At 65.5% G+C, this 25,057-nt stretch carries 25 protein-coding genes, 2 tRNA genes and 1 pseudogene; 15 read left to right on the forward strand and 13 right to left on the reverse strand.

The genetic code is table 11. The features are described 5' to 3' along the window. The 3 genes and pseudogenes from A5760_RS17710 to A5760_RS17720 form a co-directional block, all read left to right on the forward strand. Positions 1 to 221: pseudogene (locus tag A5760_RS17710) on the forward strand (thioredoxin-disulfide reductase); the annotation flags it as partial. Then, positions 218 to 571 (forward strand): thioredoxin, encoded by a 354-nt coding sequence (gene trxA, locus A5760_RS17715; RefSeq protein ID WP_064883100.1) that lies wholly within the window; start codon positions 218 to 220, stop codon positions 569 to 571. The pseudogene A5760_RS17710 and the gene trxA, both read left to right, overlap by 4 nt. A gap of 132 nt (positions 572 to 703) precedes the next feature. Further along, positions 704 to 1,924: an N-acetylmuramoyl-L-alanine amidase gene (locus tag A5760_RS17720; protein WP_064883102.1), complete on the forward strand. Its 1,221-nt coding sequence runs from the start codon at positions 704 to 706 to the stop codon at positions 1,922 to 1,924. A 3-nt stretch (positions 1,925 to 1,927) separates the two neighbouring features. Here the strand turns inward: A5760_RS17720 and A5760_RS17725 are convergent, their stop codons facing one another. From A5760_RS17725 to rpmH, 9 genes are all read right to left on the reverse strand, one after another. Further along, a complete protein-coding gene (locus A5760_RS17725) occupies positions 1,928 to 2,680 on the reverse strand; it encodes an acetyltransferase (RefSeq protein WP_155764365.1) in 753 nt (250 codons plus the stop codon). 267 nt (positions 2,681 to 2,947) lie between these two features. Then, entirely contained in the window at positions 2,948 to 3,934 is a 987-nt protein-coding gene (locus tag A5760_RS17730) for a ParB/RepB/Spo0J family partition protein (RefSeq protein WP_064883104.1), read from the reverse strand. Positions 3,935 to 3,957: 23 nt separating this feature from the next. Then, on the reverse strand, positions 3,958 to 4,974 hold the full coding sequence (locus A5760_RS17735) for a ParA family protein (RefSeq protein ID WP_231122661.1): 1,017 nt from the start codon (positions 4,972 to 4,974) through the stop codon (positions 3,958 to 3,960). Then, on the reverse strand, positions 4,971 to 5,711 hold the full coding sequence (gene rsmG / locus A5760_RS17740) for a 16S rRNA (guanine(527)-N(7))-methyltransferase RsmG (protein ID WP_064883106.1): 741 nt from the start codon (positions 5,709 to 5,711) through the stop codon (positions 4,971 to 4,973). Before rsmG ends, A5760_RS17735 begins: the two co-directional genes overlap by 4 nt. Before the next feature lie 78 nt (positions 5,712 to 5,789). Beyond that, the gene (locus tag A5760_RS17745) at positions 5,790 to 6,356 is read right to left on the reverse strand and encodes a protein jag (protein ID WP_064883108.1); all 567 of its coding nucleotides are present in this window, start codon (positions 6,354 to 6,356) and stop codon (positions 5,790 to 5,792) included. 81 nt (positions 6,357 to 6,437) lie between these two features. Next, entirely contained in the window at positions 6,438 to 7,532 is a 1,095-nt protein-coding gene (yidC, locus tag A5760_RS17750) for a membrane protein insertase YidC (protein WP_082279517.1), read from the reverse strand. Next, positions 7,516 to 7,860, reverse strand: a complete 345-nt coding sequence (gene yidD / locus A5760_RS26230; protein WP_082279518.1) for a membrane protein insertion efficiency factor YidD — start codon at positions 7,858 to 7,860, stop codon at positions 7,516 to 7,518. The genes yidC and yidD overlap by 17 nt, the downstream gene beginning before the upstream one ends. Then, positions 7,860 to 8,219, reverse strand: a complete 360-nt coding sequence (rnpA, locus tag A5760_RS17755; protein ID WP_064883111.1) for a ribonuclease P protein component — start codon at positions 8,217 to 8,219, stop codon at positions 7,860 to 7,862. Before rnpA ends, yidD begins: the two co-directional genes overlap by 1 nt. Before the next feature lie 23 nt (positions 8,220 to 8,242). Next, entirely contained in the window at positions 8,243 to 8,386 is a 144-nt protein-coding gene (rpmH, locus tag A5760_RS26235; RefSeq protein ID WP_003874369.1) for a 50S ribosomal protein L34, read from the reverse strand. 599 nt (positions 8,387 to 8,985) lie between these two features. Between rpmH and dnaA the strand changes: the two genes are divergently transcribed. The 9 genes from dnaA (at position 8,986) to A5760_RS17800 (ending at position 20,190) form a co-directional block, all read left to right on the forward strand. Next, on the forward strand, positions 8,986 to 10,521 hold the full coding sequence (dnaA, locus tag A5760_RS17760; RefSeq protein WP_064883114.1) for a chromosomal replication initiator protein DnaA: 1,536 nt from the start codon (positions 8,986 to 8,988) through the stop codon (positions 10,519 to 10,521). 567 nt (positions 10,522 to 11,088) lie between these two features. Beyond that, the gene (dnaN, locus tag A5760_RS17765) at positions 11,089 to 12,288 is read left to right on the forward strand and encodes a DNA polymerase III subunit beta (protein ID WP_064883116.1); all 1,200 of its coding nucleotides are present in this window, start codon (positions 11,089 to 11,091) and stop codon (positions 12,286 to 12,288) included. Beyond that, a complete protein-coding gene (recF, locus tag A5760_RS17770; protein WP_064883118.1) occupies positions 12,289 to 13,446 on the forward strand; it encodes a DNA replication/repair protein RecF in 1,158 nt (385 codons plus the stop codon). After that, positions 13,443 to 14,000: a DUF721 family protein gene (locus A5760_RS17775; protein ID WP_064883119.1), complete on the forward strand. Its 558-nt coding sequence runs from the start codon at positions 13,443 to 13,445 to the stop codon at positions 13,998 to 14,000. Before recF ends, A5760_RS17775 begins: the two co-directional genes overlap by 4 nt. Positions 14,001 to 14,256: 256 nt before the next feature. Further along, positions 14,257 to 16,290, forward strand: coding sequence for a DNA topoisomerase (ATP-hydrolyzing) subunit B (gene gyrB / locus A5760_RS17780; RefSeq protein WP_064883121.1), 2,034 nt, complete (start codon positions 14,257 to 14,259; stop codon positions 16,288 to 16,290). Positions 16,291 to 16,333: 43 nt separating this feature from the next. Next, positions 16,334 to 18,853, forward strand: coding sequence for a DNA gyrase subunit A (gene gyrA, locus A5760_RS17785; RefSeq protein WP_064883123.1), 2,520 nt, complete (start codon positions 16,334 to 16,336; stop codon positions 18,851 to 18,853). Between the two features lie 89 nt (positions 18,854 to 18,942). Further along, complete coding sequence (locus A5760_RS17790) at positions 18,943 to 19,824, forward strand: DUF3566 domain-containing protein (protein WP_064883125.1); 882 nt, start codon at positions 18,943 to 18,945, stop codon at positions 19,822 to 19,824. 71 nt (positions 19,825 to 19,895) lie between these two features. Further along, a tRNA-Ile gene (locus A5760_RS17795) sits at positions 19,896 to 19,969 on the forward strand. 148 nt (positions 19,970 to 20,117) lie between these two features. After that, positions 20,118 to 20,190: transfer RNA gene (locus A5760_RS17800), tRNA-Ala, on the forward strand. Positions 20,191 to 20,194: 4 nt separating this feature from the next. On the opposite strand, the gene A5760_RS17805 is transcribed toward A5760_RS17800, so the two are convergent. Continuing rightward, entirely contained in the window at positions 20,195 to 20,761 is a 567-nt protein-coding gene (locus tag A5760_RS17805) for a TetR/AcrR family transcriptional regulator (RefSeq protein ID WP_064883127.1), read from the reverse strand. 195 nt (positions 20,762 to 20,956) lie between these two features. Here A5760_RS17805 and A5760_RS17810 point away from each other — a divergent pair, with 195 nt between their 5' ends. Beyond that, the gene (locus tag A5760_RS17810; RefSeq protein WP_064883129.1) at positions 20,957 to 22,171 is read left to right on the forward strand and encodes a cytochrome P450; all 1,215 of its coding nucleotides are present in this window, start codon (positions 20,957 to 20,959) and stop codon (positions 22,169 to 22,171) included. A 4-nt stretch (positions 22,172 to 22,175) separates the two neighbouring features. Here the strand turns inward: A5760_RS17810 and cwsA are convergent, their stop codons facing one another. After that, positions 22,176 to 22,610 carry a cell wall synthesis protein CwsA gene (cwsA, locus tag A5760_RS17815; RefSeq protein WP_064883130.1) on the reverse strand — a complete coding sequence of 145 codons (435 nt, stop codon included), beginning with the start codon at positions 22,608 to 22,610 and terminating at the stop codon, positions 22,176 to 22,178. Positions 22,611 to 22,735: 125 nt separating this feature from the next. Here cwsA and A5760_RS17820 point away from each other — a divergent pair, with 125 nt between their 5' ends. Beyond that, positions 22,736 to 23,284, forward strand: coding sequence for a peptidylprolyl isomerase (locus A5760_RS17820; protein WP_064883132.1), 549 nt, complete (start codon positions 22,736 to 22,738; stop codon positions 23,282 to 23,284). Positions 23,285 to 23,309: 25 nt separating this feature from the next. Here A5760_RS17820 and A5760_RS17825 read toward each other — a convergent pair whose 3' ends face one another. Then, entirely contained in the window at positions 23,310 to 23,735 is a 426-nt protein-coding gene (locus A5760_RS17825) for a PH domain-containing protein (RefSeq protein ID WP_064883134.1), read from the reverse strand. Between the two features lie 155 nt (positions 23,736 to 23,890). Further along, positions 23,891 to 24,172, reverse strand: a complete 282-nt coding sequence (gene crgA, locus A5760_RS17830) for a cell division protein CrgA (RefSeq protein WP_064883136.1) — start codon at positions 24,170 to 24,172, stop codon at positions 23,891 to 23,893. A gap of 129 nt (positions 24,173 to 24,301) precedes the next feature. On the opposite strand from crgA, the gene A5760_RS17835 reads away from it, so the two are divergent. Further along, complete coding sequence (locus A5760_RS17835; protein WP_064883138.1) at positions 24,302 to 25,045, forward strand: DUF881 domain-containing protein; 744 nt, start codon at positions 24,302 to 24,304, stop codon at positions 25,043 to 25,045. The last annotated feature ends 12 nt before the right edge of the window (positions 25,046 to 25,057 follow it).

Here is a 25,057-nt window from a genome sequence, read left to right on the forward strand (position 1 = left end):
AGGGCCGCACCACGGCCACCTCGATTGATGGGGTGTTCGCCTCCGGGGACCTGGTGGACCGCACCTACCGCCAGGCCATCACCGCCGCCGGCAGCGGCTGCTCGGCCGCCATCGACGCCGAACGCTGGCTCGCCGACCACGAAGAGGCCAGCGCCGCCGCACAGGGCGACGCCACTGAATTTCCGGACAGTACCGACACATTGATTGGAGCGCCACAATGACCGACGCCGAAAAAGCCGGTGCCACAATAGAAGTCTCTGACGCGTCATTCTCCACCGACGTGTTATCCAGTAATAAGCCTGTGCTCGTTGACTTTTGGGCGACCTGGTGCGGCCCCTGCAAGATGGTTGCGCCGGTTCTCGAGGAGATCGCCAGCGAGCGGGGCGAACACCTCACCATTGCCAAGCTCGACGTCGACGCCAACCCCGAAACCGCGCAGAACTTCCAGGTGGTCTCCATTCCCACCCTCATCCTGTTCAAAGACGGGCAGCCGGTGAAGCGGATCGTCGGCGCGAAGGGCAAGGCGTCTTTACTGCGTGAGCTCTCGGACGCGGTTCCCGACCTGGGCTGACATACATTTAATTCGTCGCACCACGCCCCGCGCATGGCCTGGGGTTTTCCCGAATTTACGAAGCGTCTGCGACAATACGGTTAGCTGTTGCCTACATCTGAGCTTGTCTGTTAGTCCCGGAGGGCCCTTGGTATGTCGAGTCCGCGCCGCGAATACGGCGACGCGCTGCGCTGTGGTGACCGCAGCGCTGCTGTGACCGAGATCCGGGCAACGCTGGCCACGCTGGGCCTGCTGGATAGCTCTGAGGACGATCTCAACACCGGGCGGCACGTGGCCCTCGACCTTTTCGATGCCGAACTCGACCAGGCGGTTCGCGCCTTTCAACAGCATCGCGGTCTGCTGGTGGACGGCATCGTCGGCGAGGCCACCTACCGGGCGCTGAAGGAGGCGTCGTACCGGCTCGGTGCCCGTACGCTGTATCACCAATTCGGTGCCCCGCTGTTCGGCGATGACGTCGCCACGCTGCAGGCACGGCTGCAGGATCTCGGCTTCTACACCGGTCTGGTCGACGGCTATTTCGGGTTGCAGACCCACAACGCCTTGATGTCATATCAGCGCGAATACGGGCTCTCCGCCGACGGCATCTGCGGCCCGGAAACGTTGCGCTCCTTTCACTTCCTGAGTTCACGGGTCACCGGTGGATCTCCGCACGCGCTGCGTGAGGAGGAGCTGGTTCGCTCATCCGGTCCCAAACTGTCAGGCAAGCGGATCATCATCGATCCGGGCCGCGGCGGCGCGGACCACGGCACGATCATGCAAGGCCCCTCGGGCCCGGTCAGCGAAGCAGATGTGTTGTGGGACTTGGCCAGCCGCCTGGAGGGACGGATGGCCGCGATCGGCATGGAGACCTTCCTGTCCCGACCGGTCAGCCGCAGCCCCCTCGACGCCGAACGCGCCGCCACCGCGAACAACGTCGGCGCCGACCTGATGATCAGCCTGCGCTGCGAAAGTCAGCTCAGCGCCGCGGCCAATGGGGTGGCTTCCTTTCACTTCGGCAACTCGCATGGATCGGTCTCCACCATCGGGCGTAATCTCGCCGACTTCATCCAGCGAGAAGTGGTCGCCCGCACCGGTTTACGGGACTGCCGCACGCACGGCCGGACATGGGACCTGCTGCGCCTGACCCGGATGCCGACGGTGCAGGTCGACGTCGGCTACATCACCAACCCGCGGGATCGCTCGATGCTGGTCTCGACCCAGACCCGTGACGCCATCGCCGAGGGAATCCTCGCCGCGGTCAAGCGGCTCTACCTGTTGGGCAAGAACGACCGGCCCACTGGCACATTCACTTTCGCCGAATTACTGGCCCACGAACTGTCGGTGGAACGCACCAGCCAACTCGGCGGCCCCTAGGTTCTAACCACCCTGGGTGGTTTTCAACGCATTCGCTGTCGTGGAGCCCGCGCCCACCGGCTGCTCCAGGTGCGCGTTCTCCAGTAGGCGCTCCAGGGCCGCCTCAACTTCCGCCTTCCACCCGAGGCCCTTGTCGAGCTCGAGCCGCAGCCGAGGGAAGTACGTGTGTGGCGCCACCACAACGAAACCCGTGTCTCTCAAAAATTCGGCATCCATGACGCAGTGATCGACCGAGCAGTCGCCGACGGCTTCCAGGACGGGCCGCACGTCCGGACCAACGAGGTGCGGATCCTGCAATTCCGAAGCCGCCGGGGTCCGGCCAAACGCTTCGAGCGCGCGGACGCCGCGGCGCACCAGTTCGTCGATGACCCGGGCGATCAAACCGTGCGGTAGGTCGTCGGCCGCCGGCCCGGGTTCGATGCCCATCGACGTCAACAGCACTGCGTCCGCGGACACCGGGCCGGTCGGGAATCGCTGTGCCCGCGGCACCGCCCGCGGCGGCGCATAGAACACGTAGCCCAGGCACGGCGGCTCGGCTTGGCTCCGCTCGTCCGGGACGGCCGTCGCGACCTGCCCGCACGAGCCCCACTCCAGCATCACCATCGACAACCACGCTTCTTTTTCGAATTCCGGGTCGGCGAGGTGATCGTGATTACCGAGGATCGCGGGATCAACTTCCCAGAAGACGCACCGCCGTGCGTGCTTGGGAAGCTGCTCGAATGCCTCGAGCCGTAGCGGCATGATTCGAGCGGACACTTGCCTCCTGGCTCCTGTGCGGTACTGCAGCGATCTGCACCGGCAGCCCCTCCAGGATAGGAGAGGAGGTCGTAATCGGGCCAGCTTTCGCCTGGCTAACAGGGGTTGGCGGGGCCCGAACGGCCGGCGCCGCGGCGCCGTAACGCGCCTATGGTCGAAAGTTGTTGATGCTCATGCTGTTTCGTCGAGCCGGAGGCCCTGGGATACGTGAATTCCCCGCAAAAACGGCCTCGGTGTCACAGTGACGTAATTACACGGTGTCCTAGTTCATGCCTTGGGTGGGGACATAACTTCGATGATTCGCTGCAGATCGTCCACCGACCCGAACTCGACGACGATCTTGCCTTTGCGTTTGCCCAGACTGACCGTGACACGGGTGTCGAAGGCTGTCGAGAGCTTGTCAGCAACGTCTTGCAGACCCGGCATCTGGATCGGCTTGCGACGCGGGGTCGTCGGCGTGGCCGGACCACCCCGGTTGGCTAAGGTGACCGCCTCCTCGGTGGCGCGCACCGACAACCCCTCGGCGACGATCCGGGTGGCCAGCTCCTCCTGCGCTTCCGGGCCCGCCTCCAGCGACAGCAGGGCGCGCGCGTGACCGGCGGACAGCACTCCGGCGGCCACCCGCCGCTGCACCGCGATCGGCAGCTTGAGCAACCGGATCATGTTGGTGATCAACGGCCGCGAGCGGCCGATGCGGGCGGCCAGTTCATCGTGGGTGACCCCGAACTCGTCGAGCAGCTGTTGGTAGGCGGCCGCCTCTTCCAACGGATTCAGCTGCACCCGGTGGATGTTTTCCAACAGGGCGTCGCGCAGTAGATTGTCGTCGCCGGTCTCGCGCACAATGGCCGGGATGGTCGCCAGGCCGGCCTCTTGGGCCGCGCGCCAGCGCCGCTCCCCCATCACGATCTGATAACGCGCACCGCTCGCGGAATCCTTGACTGCTCGCACCACGATCGGCTGCAAGAGGCCGAACTCGCGGATGGAGTGCACCAGTTCCGACAGCGCTTCCTCGTCGAAGACCTGCCGGGGCTGACGCGGGTTGCGTTCGATGTCGGCCGGCGCGATCTCGCGATAGACCGCTCCCACCGAGGACGCGTCCTGCGGCTGCGGCCCCCCGATCAAGACGTCGGCGGCGGCGTCGCCCATCCGCGGGCCGAGCGTCGCCGGCCCCGAGTCGCCCTCCGCGGGGCCGGTCGGAATTAGCGAAGCCAGGCCCCGGCCGAGGCCACCCTTCTTGCGTAACGGCTGCGTCATGGTCGTCCCTTCGCGGATGGTGGTCAATCGCGCTCGGCGAGTTCGCGGCTCGCATCGAGATAGCTCATCGCCCCGCGTGAGCCGGGGTCGTAATCGATGATGGTCATGCTGTAGCCGGGCGCCTCGGAAACCTTGACGCTGCGCGGAATCACCGTGCGCAACACCTTGCTTCCGAAGTACCGGCGTACCTCTTCCGCGACCTGGTCGGCGAGTTTGGTGCGGCCGTCGTACATGGTCAGCACCACGGTGCTCACCTCGAGCTTCGGATTGAGGTGGGCCTTCACCATCTCGATGTTGCGCATCAGCTGCGAGACGCCCTCGAGGGCGTAGTACTCGCACTGGATCGGGATCATGACCTCCGGCGCAGCGACGAGCGCGTTGATGGTCAGCAGCCCGAGCGATGGCGGGCAGTCGATGAAGACGCAGTCGAAGTCGAGGCTGTCGAGGTCGGCCAGCGCAGTGCGCAGCCGGTTCTCGCGCGCCACCATGCTGACCAATTCGATTTCGGCGCCGGCCAGGTCGATCGTCGCCGGGATGCAGAACAGGCGCTCGTTGTGCGGGCTCTGCCGGAGCGCGTCCTGCACGGTGACCTCGCCGAGCAGAACCTCGTACGACGATGGTGTGCCCGATTGGCGGTCCGTGATGCCGAGCGCCGTGCTGGCGTTGCCCTGAGGGTCGAGGTCGATGACGAGGGTCTTGAGTCCCTGCAGCGCCAGGGCTGCCGCGAGGTTGACGGTGGTGGTCGTCTTCCCGACGCCGCCCTTCTGATTCGCGACCGTGAAAACGCGTCGATGGGACGGCCGGCGCAGCGGCGGGTAGGTGGTGTGCAGCACCCGCATCGCGCGCTCGGCGGCCGCCCCGATCGGGGTGTCGAATTCGTCCGCTGTTTCACGTGAAACATTCGTCCCCACGGTCGGCGCGGGAACAACCGGTGGCGGCGCGGACGCGTCCGGATTCGCCGGCGCTGGAGCTTGCGGCGCCGCCTGGTGAACGTCTGCCGGTGCCTGCGGAGCCACCGGCCAATCTCCTGAAGAACTCATCGGGTTCCGGCCTTCCCGGTCCGTACCGGCTTGTGGTGTGGCGGCCTTCCGCGTCGCGCTGAAACTACGGTTGCGGGGGGACGCAAATAGTTCGCGCCACATGTCACCACCCTGACATCAGCGGCGCCCGATGCTGCCATCACACGCCGGTACTGTTCAACTTCGTCGGAAGCCCGCTCCCCCTTGATGGCGAGCATCCGCCCGTCGCGGCGTAATAAGGGCAAGCTCCACTTTGTCAGTTTGTCCAATGATGCAACCGCTCGTGACACCGCAGCATCCCTCTCCCCGAACCGGTTGCGCACGCCCAGCTCTTCCGCACGGCCACGGACCACCTCGACGGCTAACCCTAGTTCGTCGATGACCTCGTTGAGAAATTCGCTGCGCCGCAGCAGCGGCTCGAGCAATACGACGTTCAGATCGGGCCGCGCGATCGCCAGCGGTATCCCGGGCAGGCCCGCTCCGCTGCCGATGTCGATGATCCGTTCGCCCGGGCCGAGGAGTTCGCTGAGGACGGCGCTATTGAGTATGTGGCGGTCCCAGATACGGCCGACCTCTCGCGGGCCGAGCAGCCCGCGTTCCACGCCGGCGGTCGCGAGTAGTTCCGCATAGCGTCGCGCCGTTCCCAGCCGGTCGCCGAAGATCGCGGCCGCAGAGTCGGGGGCCGCGCCGAGCTCGGCGCCCTCCCCCGACGGACCCGCCGCGCCCTCGGCGGGACCGACATGTTTCACGTGAAACATCCTCTAGTCGGAGCGTGCACTTGCAACCTTCGGAGGCCGGACGGGCGACGGGAACTACATGGCTGTAACTCTGGACGGTCAGTCGTGCAGGACGACCACGCGGCGCGCGGGCTCGACGCCCTCGCTCTCGCTGTGCACTCCGGCGACGGCCGCGACGGCGTCGTGGACGATCTTGCGTTCGAACGGCGTCATCGGCGCGAGCTCTTCGCGTTCCCCGGAATCGAGCACTCGGCGCGCGACCTTGTCGCCCAGCGCCGCCAATTCCTCCCGGCGCCTCCGGCGCCAGCTGGCGACGTCGAGCATCAACCGGCTCCGCACGCCGGTCTTCTGGTGCACCGCGAGCCGGGTGAGTTCCTGCAACGCGTCGAGCACCTCGCCGCCGCGGCCGACCAACTTGTTCAAGTCGTCGCTGCCATCGATGCTGACGACCGCGCGGCTGCCCTCGACGTCCAAGTCGATGTCGCCGTCGAAGTCCAACAGGTCCAACAACTCTTCGAGGTAGTCGCCGGCTATCTCGCCCTCCGCGACCAATCGCTCCTCGAGATCATCGATTCCCTCCGAGCCGGACTCCGCGTCATCCTCGGCGGCCGATTGCGTGTCGAGCTCCGTATCAACGTCGCGTTCGGTGGTGTCGGCGTCTGTCATGTCTTCTCTCCCTCATTCCGTGGGCCCCAGCCCAATTGGGGTCGCCTTGTCCGGGCGGCCCCGATAGCTACTCCGCCCGGATCAGCGTTTGCGTTTTTTCGGTCGCGCCCCGGGCCGCGGCGTGCGGTTGGTCGGGCCATCGCTCGCGTCGGCGGCCGGGCCGTCGGCCACATCGGAATCCGTCGCCGCGGAACCGGATGCATCGGTGTCGCCGTCGGCCGTCGACGAGCCGTTCCCGCCCGGCGATGCCGCCTTGGGGTTCCGCTTCGGCTTCGCTCCCGGCGCCGGCGCGTTAGCCGCCCGGCGCTGGATCACTTCCTGCTTCTTGGCTTCGTCCTCTTTTTCGATCATCCCGAAGACGTAGTGCTGCTGCCCGAAGGTCCAGATGTTGTTGGCGAACCAGTACAGGATGATCGCGAGCGGAAGGAACGGCCCACCGACCACCACGCCGAGCGGGAAGACGTAGAGCGCGAGTTTGTTCATCATCGCGGTCTGCGGGTTGGCCGCCGCCTCCGGGCTCTGCCGCGCCACCGACGCCCGGCTGTTGAAGTAGGTCGCGACACCGGCCAGGATCATCACCGGCAGGCCTACAGCGATCACGGCAGGCCGACTAAAGAACGTGAATGCGTCCAGCCCGGTGCGCTGCGTCATGAAGGCGCCGATGGGTGCGCCGAACAAGTTGGCGTCCAGGAAGTGTCCGACATCGGTCGGGGTGAAGACGTAGTTTCCGGTCAGGCGGTTCTGCGCCACCGACAAGTGGGGCTGGCCAAAGCCGCCGGTGGTCCGGTTGAACGAACGCAGCACGTGATACAGACCGATGAACACCGGGATCTGCGCCAGCATCGGCAGGCAGCCCAGGATCGGGTTGAAGCCGTGCTCGCGCTGCAGCTTCTGCATCTCGAGTGCCATCCGCTGGCGATCCTTGCCGTACTTCTTCTGCAGCGCCTTGATCTGCGGCTGCAGCTCCTGCATCTGGCGGGTGGTGCGGATCTGCCGCACGAACGGCTTGTAGAGCAGCGCCCGCAGGCTGAAGACCAAGAACATCACCGACAGCGCCCAGGCGAAGAAGTTCGACGGCCCCAGCATGGAGGCGAACAACTTGTACCAAACCCACATGATCCACGACACCGGGTAGTAGACGAAGTCGAGGCTGAAGAAATCAAACAAAAGATCCACTCTCCCCTCGCGTCGCTCGGACAACCCAAGCGTCGCTGGCGTTTTGGCAATTCACGTGGCTTTCGGGGCGGTCCGGTATCGGATCCCATCCGCCTTCATGCCATGGTCCGCACTTGACGAGTCTGGCCGCAGCCAACCAGCTCCCCCGAATCAGGCCGTACTCGTTGAGCGCATCGACCGCGTACTGGCTGCAGGTCGGAACGAAGCGGCACGTCGCCGGGCGTAGCGGCGACACCATATGCCGGTATAGCTGGATCAGAAAAATCACACCGCGCGCGGCGGCCCTTCCGGTCGTACGGATCAACGCGCGCAACCGCACCAGTGCCATCACGCCTTCCTCCCCGCCGCCGGGACGCGTCGCAAACACCGGCGCAGTTCCTGCTCGAGCCGAGCCGAGGATGCGGTGCGGCTGCTGGGCAGTGCGCGGATCACCAACTGATCGGATGGGCCGAGCTCGCTCAGCAGCGTGCGGGCCACATGCCGCAGCCGGCGCGAGACCCGATGGCGTTCCACGGCGGATCCGACCGGCTTGCCCACAACCAATCCGACGCGCGGCGCACCGATTTCGTCGCAGTCCACTCCCCGACGTAAGTGCACGACGACATCGGGCTGTGCCAGACGAATCCCGTGCTTCACCGTCGCGTCAAAGTCAATTGACCGCGTCATGCGGTTGCGTGCGGGAAGCACCGCCGAAAGACCTGACGTTGCGATCAGGCAGAGAGCGCGCGGCGACCCTTGCGGCGCCGACCGGACACGATCGCGCGTCCGGCACGAGTGCGCATCCGCAGGCGGAAACCATGCACGCGGGCACGGCGCCGGTTATTCGGCTGGAAGGTCCGCTTGCCCTTGGCCACGACGTTCTCCTCGTTGTGTTGCCATCCGGCCGATCAGACGTTTCACATCGGGCTCGTCTGCGGTTCGACCGGAGGTGGTCTTGGTGCTGCTGGCCGGCGCGGTCCCCAGGTGGTTCAGGTCGCAGCCGTATCGCCGACTTTCGGGCGACTGTTTGAGGGTACTGACGAGGCTTCGCCTGGTCAAACCTGGCTTCCCGCAACGAACCCGCGCGCAGGCCTGGAGAAAGATTTCGGTTTCGGTCACACCCGCCACCGGCGTGGCTAGCATAACGAGCCGAAGCAGGCCCCACGTACCCTAAACGACCCGATTGGAATGCAGCGGAACGGTTGGCAGCCGAACAGAAAACTGTTAGCTTCTGCGAAGTCGTTTTAGACTAAAGCAGCGCTCGACAACGAAGCGAGGATGGTGGATCGACTAGCTGCCTAGACAACCTCTCGAGGTTCTCTTCCAGCGCGGAGATCGCGAGCCGTCGCCGGTAGGTTGTGGCTGGCCTACGATCATCCTGTCCACACCTGTGTATAACTATGTGGACAGTTGTTTTCTCGCCGGGCGTGGTGTACCTCGGGTCGGGACGTTCGAGAACCAGGGAGATGCGTCGTTGACCGATGACCCCGGTTCCAGTTTCACAACAGTGTGGAATGCGGTCGTTTCCGAACTCAACGGAGAACCCACCGCAGACGGCCTGGCCGCCAACCGCACGACTCTGGTCACTCCCCTCACCCCCCAGCAACGAGCGTGGCTGAATCTGGTTCGCCCGCTGACGATCGTCGAGGGATTTGCTCTGCTGTCGGTGCCGAGCAGTTTTGTCCAAAACGAGATCGAACGACATCTGCGGGCCCCCATCACCGATGCGCTGAGCCGCCGGCTCGGGCAGCAGATCCAGCTGGGCGTCCGCATCGCTCCCCCACCCGACGACGTCGATGATGCGCTCATCCCGTCGGCGGAACCGTTCCCCGGATCGAACCCGTCCTTCCCCGCTGACGGCGCGGCCGTCGAGACCGAGGAAGCCTTCGAAAACAGCGAGACCGTCAGCGACAACCAGCCGGGCTGGCCCAACTACTTCACCGAGCGGCCACACGCCATCGATCCGGCCGTCGCCGCCGGAACGAGCCTCAACCGTCGCTACACCTTCGACACTTTTGTCATCGGCGCCTCCAACCGGTTCGCCCACGCCGCCGCCCTGGCCATCGCCGAAGCGCCGGCCCGGGCTTACAACCCGTTGTTCATCTGGGGTGAGTCCGGTCTGGGCAAGACCCACCTGCTGCACGCCGCCGGCAATTACGCGCAGCGGCTCTTCCCCGGGATGCGAGTCAAGTACGTCTCCACCGAGGAATTCACCAACGACTTCATCAACTCGCTTCGCGACGACCGCAAGGTCGCGTTCAAGCGCAGCTATCGCGACGTCGACGTGCTGCTGGTCGATGACATCCAGTTCATCGAGGGCAAGGAAGGTATCCAGGAAGAGTTCTTCCACACCTTCAACACCCTGCATAACGCCAACAAGCAGATCGTCATCTCGTCGGACCGGCCACCCAAACAGCTGGCCACCCTGGAAGACCGGCTCAGGACCCGGTTCGAGTGGGGCCTGATCACCGATGTGCAGCCCCCGGAGCTGGAAACCCGCATCGCCATTTTGCGTAAGAAAGCGCAGATGGAGCGGCTCGCAGTCCCCGACGACGTCCTCGAGCTGATCGCCAGCAGCATCGAACGCAACATCCGTGAACTCGAGGGCGCCCTGATCCGCGTGACCGCGTTCGCCTCCCTGAACAAAACGCCGATCGACAAGGCCCTGGCCGAAATTGTGTTGCGTGATCTGATCGCCGATGCGAGCACCATGCAGATCAGCGCGGCAACCATCATGGCGGCCACCGCCGAATACTTCGACACCACCGTGGAAGAGCTCCGCGGACCCGGCAAGACCCGGGCGCTGGCCCAGTCGCGCCAGATCGCCATGTATCTGTGCCGCGAGCTCACCGATCTCTCACTGCCAAAGATCGGGCAGGCATTCGGCCGTGATCACACCACGGTCATGTATGCGCAGCGCAAGATCTTGTCCGAGATGGCCGAGCGGCGTGAGGTTTTTGACCACGTCAAGGAGCTCACCACTCGCATCCGTCAGCGCTCCAAGCGCTGAGTTCGCCGCTCCCCCAACGCTGCCGGCACCGATTTTCGTGCTTTCGCTGCCCGCGTTTGTAATTTTTTCCGAGAAACTTCACGCCCGTCTGTCACATCCGCCACACCGAGGGCATGTGCGCAGGGCTGTGCACAACGCAATTAAACGCCGGTGTAGTAACAAGCCTTGCGTGCACAGCCGTCGTTCGTCCCCATCCGCCCAACATGTCACCCACAGGCGTTCGCGCCGCGATGCACAACCCGATCGTGGCGCTAGCTGCGCCGAGACGGTGCTGTCCCCAGAATGCACAGGCCTTAATACTGGTACTGAGATCTATTCATCGGTTCTTCTTTGAAATACAGGCTTGGGGACGCGCGGCGCACACCCGTCGCCTGACGCTTGGTCAGCTCGGGTTGTCGGCCTTTGCGATTAGCTTTCAAGATGGCGTCGGAGGATCTACGGTTGATCTTCGACTGCCGTTGCGTTCGTCGTTGGCATTACGTGTCATCAACGTTCGCGGCGGAGCCCCGTGCTAGCGGGTGCGGCTAGCCAATGGATTCGAAAACGCTGGGTAGGTGAAGGGACGCTATGGACGCGGCGACGACAACGGCTGGCCTCAGCGACTTGAAATTTCGTTTGGTGCGGGAGTCTTTCGCAGACGCGGTGTCGTGGGTGGCGAAGAACCTGCCGTCCCGACCTGCGGTGCCGGTGCTTTCCGGTGTGCTGCTCGCGGGAACCGATGAGGGCCTGACGATCTCGGGATTCGACTACGAGGTTTCGGCCGAAGCACAAGTGGCAGCCGAAATAGCTTCTCCGGGAAGCGTTTTGGTGTCCGGCAGGTTGCTGTCCGACATCGTGCGGGCGCTGCCGAACAAGCCGATCGACTTCTACGTCGACGGTAACCGGGTGGCGCTGCACTGCGGAAACGCCAGGTTTTCGCTGCCGACGATGGCGGTTGAGGATTACCCGACGCTGCCGGCGCTGCCGGAAGAGACCGGGACGCTGCCCGCCGACCTGTTCGCCGAGGCGATCAGCCAGGTTGCCATCGCGGCCGGCCGCGACGACACGTTGCCGATGCTGACCGGAATCAGGGTTGAGATTTCGGGTGAAACGGTCGTTTTGGCCGCCACCGACAGGTTCCGCTTGGCGGTTCGCGAGCTGACCTGGTCGGCGGCCTCGCCCGACATCGAAGCCGCGGTTCTGGTCCCGGCCAAGACACTGGCCGAAGCCGCGCGGACGGGCGCCGACGGTTCCGAGGTCAGGCTGTCATTGGGTGCGGGGTCGGGCGTCGGCAAAGACGGATTGCTCGGCATCAGCGGTAACGGCAAGCGCAGCACCACACGTCTGCTCGACGCGGAATTCCCGAAGTTCCGTCAGCTGCTGCCGGCCGAGCACACGGCGGTCGCGACCATCAACGTCGCGGAGTTGACCGAGGCGATCAAGCTGGTGGCGCTGGTGGCCGACCGGGGCGCCCAGGTGCGGATGGAATTCAGCGAGGGATCGCTGCGGCTGTCCGCGGGCGCCGATGATGTCGGCCGGGCCGAGGAGGACTTGGCGGTCGATTTCGTCGGCGAGCCACTGACGATCGCCTTCAACCCGACGTATCTGACCGACGGGCTGGGATCGGTCCATTCCGAGCGGGTGTCGTTCGGCTTCACGACGCCGGGCAAGCCGGCGTTGCTGCGTCCGGCGTTGAACGACGACAGCCACCCGACCGGCACGGGCCCCTACAGCGCCCTGCCGACCGATTACGTCTACCTGCTGATGCCCGTCCGGTTGCCTGGCTAGGTGTACGTCCGGCATTTGGGACTGCGCGATTTCCGGTCCTGGGCACACGCCGACCTCGAACTGCAGCCTGGTCGGACGGTCTTCATCGGATCCAACGGGTTCGGGAAGACGAATCTTCTTGAGGCGCTCTGGTATTCGAGCACCATGGGCTCGCATCGGGTGGGCACGGATGTGCCGTTGATCCGCGCCGGCGCCGACCGCGCGGTGGTTTCCACGATCGTGGTCAACGAAGGCAGGGAGTGCGCGGTCGATCTGGAAATCGCGGCCGGCCGGGCGAACAAGGCGCGGCTGAACCGCTCACCGGTGCGCAGTACGCGCGAGGTGATCGGGGTCTTGCGCGCGGTGCTGTTTGCTCCCGAGGATCTGTCCTTGGTCCGCGGTGACCCGTCCGACCGGCGGCGTTACCTCGACGATTTGGCGACGGTGCGCCGGCCGGCGGTGGCCGGGGTGCGCGCCGACTACGAAAAGGTCTTGCGGCAGCGCACGGCGTTGTTGAAATCCCTGTCCGGCGCCCGCTACCGCGGCGATGAGAGCGCTCTGGACACGTTAGACGTCTGGGACAGCCGTCTGGCCGAATACGGTGCCCAATTGATGGCGGTCCGTATCGATCTGGTGAACCAGTTGGTACCGGAGGTCGAGAAGGCCTATCAGCTGCTGGCGCCGGGATCGCGCGTCGCCTCCATCGGTTATCGATCCAGCCTGGGTGCCGAGGCGGCAGCGGATATCGCCGGTGCCGACCGCGAGTTTCTGGAAGCCGCCTTGCTGGCGGCATTGTCGGCGCGCCGCGACGCGGAGCTGGAACGCGGCATGTGCCTCGTCGGCCCGCACCGCGACGACCTGGAATTGCGGCTCGGCGACCAGCCCGCGAAAGGCTTTGCCAGCCACGGGGAATCGTGGTCGTTCGCGTTGTCGCTGCGGTTGGCCGCTTACGAATTGCTGCGGGCCGAAGAAAGCGACCCCGTGTTGTTGCTCGACGACGTGTTCGCCGAACTCGACGCGGCGCGGCGCCGGGCACTGGCCACGGTGGCCGAATCGGCCGAACAGGTGTTGGTCACCGCGGCGGTTCTCGAAGACATCCCGGCGGGCTGGGAGGCTCGGCAGCTGTACGTCGACTTACGGGACAGCGACTCGGGACGGATATCGGAGATGCGCTCGTGACCGGCACGGATGAGGGAGCGCGTCCCACCGAGCCGTTGAGTGCGCTGAGTGGGATCGACCTGGTGCGTCGCACCCTCGAGGAGGCGCGTGCCGCCGCGCGCGCTCAGGGAAAAGACGCCGGCCGCGGCCGCGCGGCCGCCCCCGCCCCCCGCCGGGTGGCGGGCGGGCGGCGCAGCTGGTCGGGGCCAGGACCCGATGTTCGCGACCCCCAACCGCTGGGCAGCCTTGCGCGCGATCTGGCGAAAAGACGGGGCTGGTCGGCGCAAGTCGCCGAGGGCACCGTGCTGGGCAACTGGGCGACCGTCGTCGGACATCAGATCGCCGACCATGCGACGCCGACCGCCCTCAATGATGGTGTGCTCAACGTGGTCGCCGAATCGACGGCCTGGGCCACCCAGTTGCGGATGATTCAGTCGCAGTTACTGGCCAAGATCGCCGCCGCCGTCGGCAACGGGGTGGTGACGTCGTTGAAAATCACCGGCCCTGCCGCGCCGTCGTGGCGCAAAGGGCCGCGTCATATCGCTGGAAGAGGCCCGCGCGATACCTACGGTTAGGGAGTTTGACGGCATCCGCGGATCCCCGGACGGGGGTTCGTCCACACGCCCCTGAAATCGGCCAGAACGACGCGGATGCCCTCGACGCACGTCGGGACGCGGCAAGAATAAAAAAATCGTGCGCACGGCGCGGTTAGCTGGGCAGAAACGCGGCTAGAAAATCGGTGCGGACGGCTGATCACGCTAGACTGGCAGGATGCGACTGTTGCGGTGACTGGAACCGCCCGCATGAAACCCCAAGGAGAGCATTCCGACCGTGGCTGCCCAGAAGAAGAAGGCGCAAAACGAATACGGCGCCTCAGCGATCACCGTGCTCGAAGGCCTCGAGGCCGTCCGCAAACGCCCCGGTATGTACATCGGGTCCACCGGTGAGCGTGGCCTGCACCACCTCATCTGGGAGGTGGTTGACAACTCGGTCGACGAGGCGATGGCCGGCTACGCCGACAAGGTGGACGTCCGCATTCTCGACGACGGCAGCGTCGAGGTCTCCGATAACGGCCGCGGCATCCCGGTGGCGATGCACGCGACCGGCGCCCCCACCGTCGACGTCGTGATGACGCAGCTGCACGCGGGCGGCAAGTTCGGCGGTGAGAACAGTGGCTACAACGTCAGCGGCGGTCTGCACGGCGTCGGTGTGTCGGTGGTCAACGCGCTGTCAAAGCGGCTCGAGGTGGACATTGCCCGCGACGGCCACGAGTGGTCGCAGTACTACGACCGTGCCGTGCCCGGAACCCTCAAACAAGGCGAGGCCACCAAGCGGACCGGAACCACGATCAGATTCTGGGCCGACTCCGACATCTTCGAGACCACCGACTACGACTTCGAGACGGTGGCGCGCCGGCTGCAGGAAATGGCGTTTCTCAACAAGGGTTTGACGATCAACCTCACCGACGAGCGGGTGACCAAGGAGGAGATAGTCGACGAGGTCGTCAGCGACACCGCCGAAGCTCCCAAGTCGGCACAGGAGAAGGCCGCGGAATCTACTGCGCCGCACAAGGTTAAGCACCGCACCTTCCACTACCCCGGTGGCCTCGTCGACTTCGTCAAGCACATCAACCGCACCAAGAGCCCGATCCAGCAGAGCATCATCGACTTCGACGGCAAGGGTCCGGGACACGAGGTTGAAATTGCGATGCAGTGGAACGGCGGCTACTCGGAATCGGTGCACACCTTCGCCAACACCATCAACACGCACGAAGGTGGTACCCACGAAGAGGGCTTCCGCAGCGCGCTGACGACCGTGGTCAACAAGTACGCCAAAGACAAGAAGCTGCTCAAAGAGAAAGACGCCAACCTCACCGGCGATGACATCCGCGAAGGGCTGGCCGCGGTGATCTCGGTCAAGGTCAGCGAACCGCAGTTCGAGGGCCAGACCAAGACCAAGCTCGGCAACACCGAAGTCAAGTCGTTCGTGCAGAAGGTCTGCAATGAGCAACTGACACACTGGTTTGAGGCCAACCCATCCGAAGCCAAGACAGTTGTCAACAAGGCGGTGTCGTCGGCGCAGGCCCGCATCGCAGCGCGAAAGGCGCGAGAGTTGGTGCGCCGCAAGAGTGCTACCGACCTCGGCGGGCTGCCCGGAAAGCTCGCCGACTGCCGCTCCACCGACCCGCGTAAGTCGGAACTGTATGTGGTGGAGGGCGACTCGGCCGGCGGCTCGGCCAAGAGCGGCCGCGACTCGATGTTCCAGGCGATCCTGCCGCTGCGCGGCAAGATCATCAACGTCGAAAAGGCCCGTATCGACCGGGTTTTGAAGAACACCGAAGTCCAGGCGATCATCACCGCCCTGGGCACCGGCATCCACGACGAATTCGACCTCACCAAGCTGCGCTATCACAAGATCGTGCTGATGGCCGACGCGGACGTTGACGGCCAACACATCTCGACATTGTTGTTGACGCTGCTGTTCCGGTTCATGCGGCCGCTGATCGAGAACGGGCACGTGTTTTTGGCGCAGCCGCCGCTGTACAAGCTGAAGTGGCAGCGCACCGAGCCCGAATTCGCCTACTCAGACCGTGAGCGCGACGGCTTGCTGGAGGCGGGCCAGAAGGCGGGCAAGAAGATCAACAAGGACGACGGGATCCAGCGCTACAAGGGTCTCGGTGAGATGGATGCCAAGGAATTGTGGGAAACCACAATGGATCCCACCGTCCGGGTGCTGCGCCAAGTCACGCTCGACGACGCCGCGGCCGCCGACGAACTGTTCTCCATCCTGATGGGCGAGGACGTCGACGCGCGCCGCAGCTTCATCACCCGCAATGCCAAGGACGTTCGCTTCCTGGACGTCTGAGCGATCAGACCCGGCCCACCGTTGACCAACCAACGAGGAATACATGACTGACACCACGCTGCCGCCAGGTGACGACTCCGTCGACCGGATCCAACCGGTCGACATTCAGCAGGAGATGCAGCGCAGCTACATCGATTACGCGATGAGCGTCATCGTCGGGCGCGCGCTACCCGAGGTGCGCGACGGCCTCAAGCCGGTGCACCGCCGGGTGCTCTATGCGATGTATGACTCCGGGTTCCGCCCGGACCGCAGCCACGCCAAGTCGGCACGGTCGGTCGCCGAGACGATGGGTAACTACCACCCGCACGGCGACGCGTCGATCTACGACACCCTGGTGCGCATGGCGCAGCCGTGGTCGCTGCGCTATCCGCTGGTCGACGGGCAGGGCAACTTCGGTTCACCGGGTAACGACCCGCCGGCCGCCATGCGGTACACCGAGGCGCGGCTGACCCCGCTCGCGATGGAGATGCTGCGCGAAATCGACGAGGAGACAGTCGATTTCATCCCCAACTATGACGGCCGTGTGCAGGAACCGACGGTGCTGCCCAGCCGGTTCCCCAACCTGCTGGCCAACGGCTCCGGCGGCATCGCGGTCGGCATGGCGACCAACATCCCGCCGCACAACCTGCGCGAGTTGGCCGAGGCCGTCTACTGGTGCCTGGAAAATCACGAGGCCGACGAAGAGGCCACGCTGGCCGCGGTCCGCGAGCGGGTCAAGGGCCCGGACTTCCCCACCCACGGTCTGATCGTCGGGTCGCAGGGCATCCACGACGCCTACACCACCGGCCGCGGCTCGATCCGGATGCGCGGAGTCGTTGAGGTAGAAGAGGATTCACGCGGCCGCACCTCGCTGGTGATCACCGAGCTGCCCTACCAGGTGAACCACGACAACTTCATCACCTCGATCGCCGAGCAGGTCCGCGACGGCAAGCTGGCCGGCATCTCCAACATCGAAGACCAGTCCAGCGACCGCGTCGGCCTGCGGATCGTGGTGGAGATCAAGCGCGACGCCGTGGCCAAGGTGGTGCTGAACAACCTCTACAAGCACACCCAGCTGCAGACCAGCTTCGGCGCGAACATGCTCTCGATCGTCGACGGGGTGCCGCGCACGCTGCGGCTCGACCAGATGATCCGCCACTACGTCGCGCATCAACTCGATGTCATCGTCCGGCGCACCACCTACCGGTTGCGCAAGGCCAATGAACGCGCGCACATCTTGCGCGGTCTGGTCAAAGCGCTCGACGCGCTCGACGAGGTCATCGCCCTGATCCGCGCGTCGGAGACGGTGGAGATCGCACGGGCCGGCCTGATCGAGCTGCTGGACATCGACGAGATCCAGGCCCAGGCAATCCTGGACATGCAGCTGCGCCGGCTGGCCGCCCTGGAGCGCCAGCGCATCGTCGACGACCTGGCCAAGATCGAGGCGGAGATCGCGGACCTGGAAGACATCCTGGCCAAGCCCGAGCGGCAGCGCCGGATCGTGCACGACGAGCTCGCCGAAATCGTCGACAAGCACGGCGACGAGCGTCGTACCCGGATCATCGCCGCCGACGGTGACGTCAACGACGAGGACCTGATCGCCCGCGAGGACGTCGTCGTCACCATCACCGAGACCGGCTACGCCAAGCGCACCAAGACCGACCTGTACCGCAGCCAGAAGCGGGGCGGCAAGGGCGTGCAGGGCGCCGGCCTCAAACAGGACGACATCGTGCGGCACTTCTTCGTGTGCTCCACGCATGACTGGATCCTGTTCTTCACCACGCAGGGCCGCGTCTACCGCGCCAAGGCATACGAGCTACCCGAGGCCTCGAGAACCGCTCGCGGTCAGCACGTCGCCAACCTGCTGGCGTTCCAACCCGAGGAACGCATCGCACAGGTCATCCAGATCCGCGGCTACGAGGACGCTCCCTACCTGGTGCTGGCGACCCGCAATGGTCTGGTGAAGAAGACCAAGCTGACCGACTTCGACTCGAACCGGTCCGGCGGGATCGTTGCGGTCAACCTGCGCGACGGCGACGAGCTGGTCGGTGCCGTCCTGTGCTCGGCGGATGAGGACCTGCTGCTCGTCTCGGCCAACGGCCAGTCCATCCGGTTCTCGGCGACCGACGAGGCGCTGCGTCCGATGGGGCGGGCGACGTCGGGCGTGCAGGGCATGCGGTTCAACACCGACGACTACCTGTTGTCGCTCAACGTGGTCCGTGAGGGCACGTACCTACTGGTCGCAACTTCTGGCGGATACGCCAAGCGCACCGCGATCGAGGAGTATCCGGTGCAGGGTCGCGGCGGCAAGGGAGTCCTGACAGTGATGTACGACCGCCGGCGTGGCAGGCTGGTTGGTGCGTTGATAGTCGATGAGGACAGCGAGCTGTACGCGATCACCTCGGGAGGCGGCGTCATCCGCACCGCAGCGGGCCAGGTCCGCAAGGCGGGACGGCAGACCAAGGGCGTGCGCCTGATGAACCTGGGTGAAGAGAACACGCTGTTGGCCATCGCCCGCAACGCCGAAGAAAACGCGGACGAAGTCGTCGAGGAAATCGAAGGCGCCGCGGAGTCGGACAGTTAGTCGGTACCGAGCCACTAGACTCAGCCCGACCAGACATAATGCGACTGCCACCGCGTGGGCGGCCAGGGTAGGAGACCTAAGGAGTCGGGGTGACCTCACCGAACGATCCGGGCACGCCCAATAAGGGGGACGGCCCCAACGGGGAAGGTTCGGTCGAGCGTGCCGGCGTGCGCCGCGCAGCGCCGCCCGCACAGGGTGGCCGCAGCCAAGAGGGCGGGGATGGACCGCCCTGGCAGCGCGGCGGCGCCCGGCCCCAGCACCCGGGACCTCGACAGAGCGAGCCGCCCACCGAGAAGCGGCCATCCGGCCAGGCCGGCGGCGTCGAAGCCCGGCTGAACCGCTTCATCTCCGGCACCGCGGCACCGGGCGCCCCGTCGCATGCCAAAGAGCCGGAGCCCGCGCGCGGTGAGGCATCGACGGCCGAGACCTATGCCAGCGAGCTACCGGATCTGTCCGGCCCCGTGCCGCGCGGCCCGCACCGCAAGCCCGCCCCCGAGCGGCCCGCGGAGTCCGCGAGTCCGTCGGGAGGCGGACGTCCGGCCACCGCCGAAAACCGGGAGAGCCGGGAGAACCGCGACAACCGGGTGCAGGTGTCGCGGCGGACGCGCGGGCCGGTGCGCGCCAGCATGCAGATCCGCCGTATCGACCCCTGGAGCACGCTGAAGGTATCGCTGCTGCTCTCGGTGGCGTTGTTCTTCGTGTGGATGATCGCCGTCGCGTTTCTCTACCTGGTGCTCGGCGGCATGGGTGTGTGGTCGAAGTTGAACAGCAACGTCGGCGACTTGCTGAACAACACCAGCGGCAGCAGCGGCGAACTTGTGTCCAGCGGCACGATTTTCGGCGGCGCCGTCCTGATCGGCTTGGTCAACATCGTGCTGTTGACCGCGATGGCCACCATCGCCGCGTTCGTTTACAACCTGACGACCGATCTGATCGGCGGCGTCGAGGTCACGCTGGCGGACCGCGACTAGCAGTGGATGGTGCACTTTTGGGAGTAGGGCGGGGATTGCGGTAATCTCGTCGCTCGGCCGTACGCGAGTACGGGCCTATAGCTCAGGCGGTTAGAGCGCTTCGCTGATAACGAAGAGGTCGGAGGTTCGAGTCCTCCTAGGCCCACAACCATGTGCCCGTCAAGACGTTGCGTAAGGCTCGCACTGCCACTGGGACTCATCGCCGTATTGGCAGCGGTGGCGTGGTCACGACGTGGAGTCGAGGTCTGGCACCTGGCTGTGGATGACCAAGGTCAGCCACCCAGTCACGATGAGGGGCCTTAGCTCAGTTGGTAGAGCACCGCCTTTGCAAGGCGGGTGTCAGGGGTTCGATTCCCCTAGGCTCCACAAGTCAAGTCCCTTTCCCCGCCCTGGCGGTGTACGACGAGCCGAGAAAGCGTTCCACCAAGGCGCGCTCAGCGGTCGGATCTTTGAGCGGCCAGCCCCACAGCGCCAGGAAGACGCGGATCAGCCACTGCCCCGCCAGCGGGTCGTCGCTGCCAGGCCCCAGCATCTCGGCGGCCAGGGCGGTCACCGTGGGTGAGCTGATGACCCAATCGCTGACCGGGGCCGCGTGGATCGACCGCATGAGCTGAGCGAGCGGATCGGAACGCAGGCTTTCCAAAGCCATAATCGTGGCGGTCACGACCCGCTCGGGGCCCCGGAGGTCCTTGATGGCTACCCGGGTGGCGTCGACGATGCGAGCCGCTTGAATACCGACGACGGCGTCGCGGATGGCCGCTTTGCCGCCGGCATGCCGGTAAATCGTCGCGGGCGAGCAGTGCACCCGGGCTGCCAAGGCCTCGATCGTGAATCCTTCGTATCCACGGCGCGCGATGAGGTCCGCCGCCGCGGCGTAGATCCGCTCGGCGGCTTCGCTACCGCGATCGCGGCCCACCAACCAGTCGTCACGCGGCATTCACCCATGTTCCACCACATTGCACGATGCAGAAATACTTCTCGCAGCATGAGAAATCAGGGGCAGTAATTGTCATGCGAATCGGCTGCTGGTGACGGGTGTGCGCGGTCGTCCGTCGCCGACTCCGCCCGCCACGGTTCCTCAACTTCTCGGGAACCCGTTGACGCTGCGGCGAGCTGCATCGAGCCTGAACGCATGACGGTCTTGGACAGTGCGGTCCGGTTCTTCAGCGGCGAGGCGATCCAGGACCCCTACCCGCTGTATGACCGCATGCGCGCCGAGGCGCCGGTGCACCGCATCGGCGATTCGGTGTTCTACGCGGTATGCGGTTGGGATGCGGTGCATGAGGCCGTCGATCGGGTCGGAGACTTTTCGTCGAACCTCACGGCGACCATGGTTTTTCACGAGGACGGCACCGTTGCCCCGTTCGACATGGGCCCGCCGGGGACCCCGATGCATGCATTGGCCACGGCGGACGATCCGATTCATGCGATGCACCGAAAGATCCTGCTGCCACACCTGTCGGCCAAGCGAATTCGGGTCATCGAAGAGTTCGCCGCTCAGACCGCGGACCGTCTCTGGGAGGAGAATCTGCGCGATGGTCAGATCGAATGGATGAGCGCGATCGCCAACCGCTTGCCCATGATGGTGGTCTGCAAGTTGCTGGGTCTGCCCGATGATGATGTCGACAAACTCATCCGGCTCGGTTACGCCACCACGGCGTTGCTCGACGGGATTGTCGCTGCCGAACAGCTCGAACTGGCCGGACTGGCGGCGATGGAACTGGGCGGCTATGTGCTAGAGCATTTCGAAAAGGCAAGCGATAAGCCAGAATCGGCGCTGATATCCGACCTGGCCGCACGCTGCGCGTCGGGCGAAATCGAGCAGCTGCCGGCGCTGGGCATCATGCTGACCCTCTTCAGTGCCGCCGGAGAATCGACGGCATCGCTGCTGGGTAGCGCGGTGGGCGTTCTAGCCGACCGCCCCGCGATCCAACAGCAGCTTCGCGAAAACCCGCAATTACTAAGCGCTTTCATCGAAGAGACGCTGCGCTTCGAGGCGCCGTTTCGCGGTCATTACCGCCACGTGTGGCGCGACACCACTCTGGGTGGGGTCGAGGTGCCGGGTGGCGCACACTTGCTGCTGATGTGGGGAGCGGCGAACCGCGACCCGGCACACGTCGAAGCCCCGAACGAATTCCGCCTCGACCGCACCGCGACCAAGAGCCATCTGAGTTTCGGCAAGGGCGTGCATTTCTGCGTAGGTGCAGCGCTGGCCCGGTTGGAGGCCCACATCGTGCTGCGGATGCTGCTCGAGCGCACCTCGTGGATCGACGCGGCCGACGTCGGCGACTGGCTGCCGAGCATCCTGGTCCGGCGCCGCGAACGGCTGCAGCTGGCTGTGCGCTGAGACCCTAGGGACGCGGTTGCACGTCGACGCTCGGCGGCCGCGACTGGGGATCCTGAGGCTTCGCCCGCACGGAGCGCCGGATGATGCTGAAGGCGACCGCGCCCCCGGCGAGGACCGCGACGGCGACCCCCGCAAAGACCAACGGGCGCTTGCCGCGACGCTGCGCGCGGCGCGCGTCCTGCAGCGCCTGGGGCAGGCTCGTGACCACTTCCTGCGCGGCGGCCAGCTCCTGTGCCAGGATTTCCTGCGCCGCGGCGAGATCTCGGGCCAGCCGCCCCTCTTGATACCGGCGACGCAGCTGCGAGGCGGTCGACTGCGCGGACTGGACACTCAGGCCGACCACTCCCCGGGTGACGTCCACCGGTCCCTGCGCCGAATAGGACAGGCCACGGGCCAGTCGCTGCCGCGGGGTCAGCCGGGAATCCGTCTTCGCGCTCATCTGTCGCCTTCCTGTCCCGTGGGTAGGGGCCTGCCGTGAAGGCGGCCCGGTATTCGAACAGACTGCCAGCATAGGGACGTCGGCGTCGCCTTGGGTGACACCGCGTGCGGCAACGCCCGCCCGTAGTGGCAGACTCTGATGCCGTGACCAACAGCCCCTTTCAGACTGCTACCGCCACGCTCCACACCAACCGCGGCGACATCAAGGTCGCCCTCTTCGGCAACCACGCGCCCAAGACCGTCGCCAACTTCGTTGGCCTGGCGCAGGGCACCAAGGAGTACTCGACGCAGAACGCATCGGGAGGCTCGTCCGGCCCGTTCTACGACGGCGCGGTTTTCCACCGGGTGATCCGGGGCTTCATGATCCAGGGCGGCGACCCGACCGGAACCGGTCGCGGCGGCCCGGGCTACAAGTTCGCCGACGAGTTCCACCCCGAACTGCAATTCGACAAGCCCTACCTGCTGGCTATGGCGAACGCGGGCCCCGGCACCAACGGCTCGCAGTTCTTCATCACGGTCGGCCAAACCCCGCACCTGAACCGGCGCCACACGATCTTCGGCGAGGTGACCGACCCCGAGTCGCAGAAGGTCGTCGAGGCGATAGCGACGACGGGCACCGACGGCAACGACCGTCCCACCGAGCCGGTCGTCATCGAGTCGATCACCATCTCCTGAGCCGGCCCTGAGCCGCGCGGGCCGATCAGCCTTGCTGACGGCCCGCGTAGCCAGCTGCCGTGAGCGCGTCGAGCACCTCCAGCGGATCCGTTCCGAGGTCCCAGCGGGAGAACAGCACCAGGTCGCCGTCGGCCGTCTCGACCTCGAGCAACCGCACTTTGCGTCCGTAGCGGCGGAACTCGATGATGCGGATGATCTTGATGTCGGACTGCTGCAATACCTGCGTCCGGAACCAGCCACGGAGCGACAGGCCGCCGGGCGTGATTGCCAGCTTGGGACGCGCGTGCCATGACACGCCGGCAAACAAGATCAGACCCGCCGCGGCAACGCCCGCCAGAATGCGCCCCGGCGGGTCTGTGACCACGGTCACAGCCGCGATAGCCATCAGAACACCCGCGGTTCCACAACCAGCGACTCCCGCCGTGTGTGGCTGCCATTGTGTTTGCTGCATGAGGTCCTTAACCCCTCCCACCACTGCCTATGCGGTTATCCACATCAGCTATCAACAGTGGGGATAAATCACACGCGTGTGATTGGGTGGTTACAAAGTTGCTGACGCGGTGACAAATAAGACCGAAAATGAATTCATTACGGCGACGGTCCTGCTCAGTGCCAGCGCATCGTGAGCAACAAACCGGTGATCATGAAAGCGAACGCGATCGCGTAGTTCCAGGGGCCCAATTGGGCCATCCAATTGAGAGCGGTCGGCGCCTGGCTCCCGACGGCGGCCAACTGGAACACCATCAGCCAGACGAGGCCGATCAGCATGAGACCGATGAACAGCGCGACGAACCACACGCTCGACGGCCCGACCTTGACTTTCACCGGGGTGCGGCTGACCGCGCCGACGGTGAAGTCGTTCTTCTTGCGGACCTTGGACTTGGGCATGATTACCTCGCGGATTACCTCAACGACACGGTGAGTGGGACGGGGTGCAACGATAAGCACTGCCGCTGCACCCATAGCTTGGCTACGAGATTAACTCACCTGGGACGGTGACCAGGAATTGGAGAGGCGATGATCCAGAAGCGCCGATCGCCATGGCGCTTGGGCGTCCCGGTCGTGTGTCTGCTGGCCGGACTGCTGCTCGCCGCCACCCACGGCGTCTCCGGGGGCGCCGAAATCCGTCGCAGTGACGCCCCTCGGCTGGTGGACCTGGTCCGCGAGACCCAGTCGTCGGTGAATCGTCTCAGTGCCCAGCGCGAGGCGCTGGCCGGCAAGATCGACGCTGCGCACGGGCGGTCGTCCGATGCCGCCCTGGCGGCCATGCTGCGGCGCTCGAGTCAGCTCGCCGGCGAGGCGGGAATGAGCCCGGTGCACGGGCCGGGCCTGGTGGTCACCCTCGCGGACGCGCAGCGGGACGCCAACGGCCGTTTCCCCCGCGATGCCTCCCCGGACGACTTGGTGGTGCACCAGCAAGACATTTTGGCCGTGCTCAACGCGCTGTGGAGCGCCGGCGCCGAGGCGATCCAGATGCAAGACCAGCGGATCATCGCGACGTCGGTGCCACGCTGCGTCGGCAACACCCTCTTGCTGAACGGGCGCACCTACAGCCCGCCGTACACGATCACCGCGATCGGTAACGCGGCGGCCATGCAGGCTGCCCTGGCCGCCGCGCCCCTGGTGATCCTGTACAAGCAATACGTGGTGCGCTTCGGCCTCGGTTACACCGAAGAGGTCAAGTCCGACGTGCAGGTGGTGGGTCATTTCGAGCCCGACCGGCTGCATTTCGCGCAGCCCAACGGCCCGATCGGCTACTGACGCCTACTGACC

The sequence above is a fragment of the Mycobacterium colombiense genome, from assembly GCF_001665835.1.
GTDB classification, from domain to species: domain Bacteria; phylum Actinomycetota; class Actinomycetes; order Mycobacteriales; family Mycobacteriaceae; genus Mycobacterium; species Mycobacterium colombiense_A.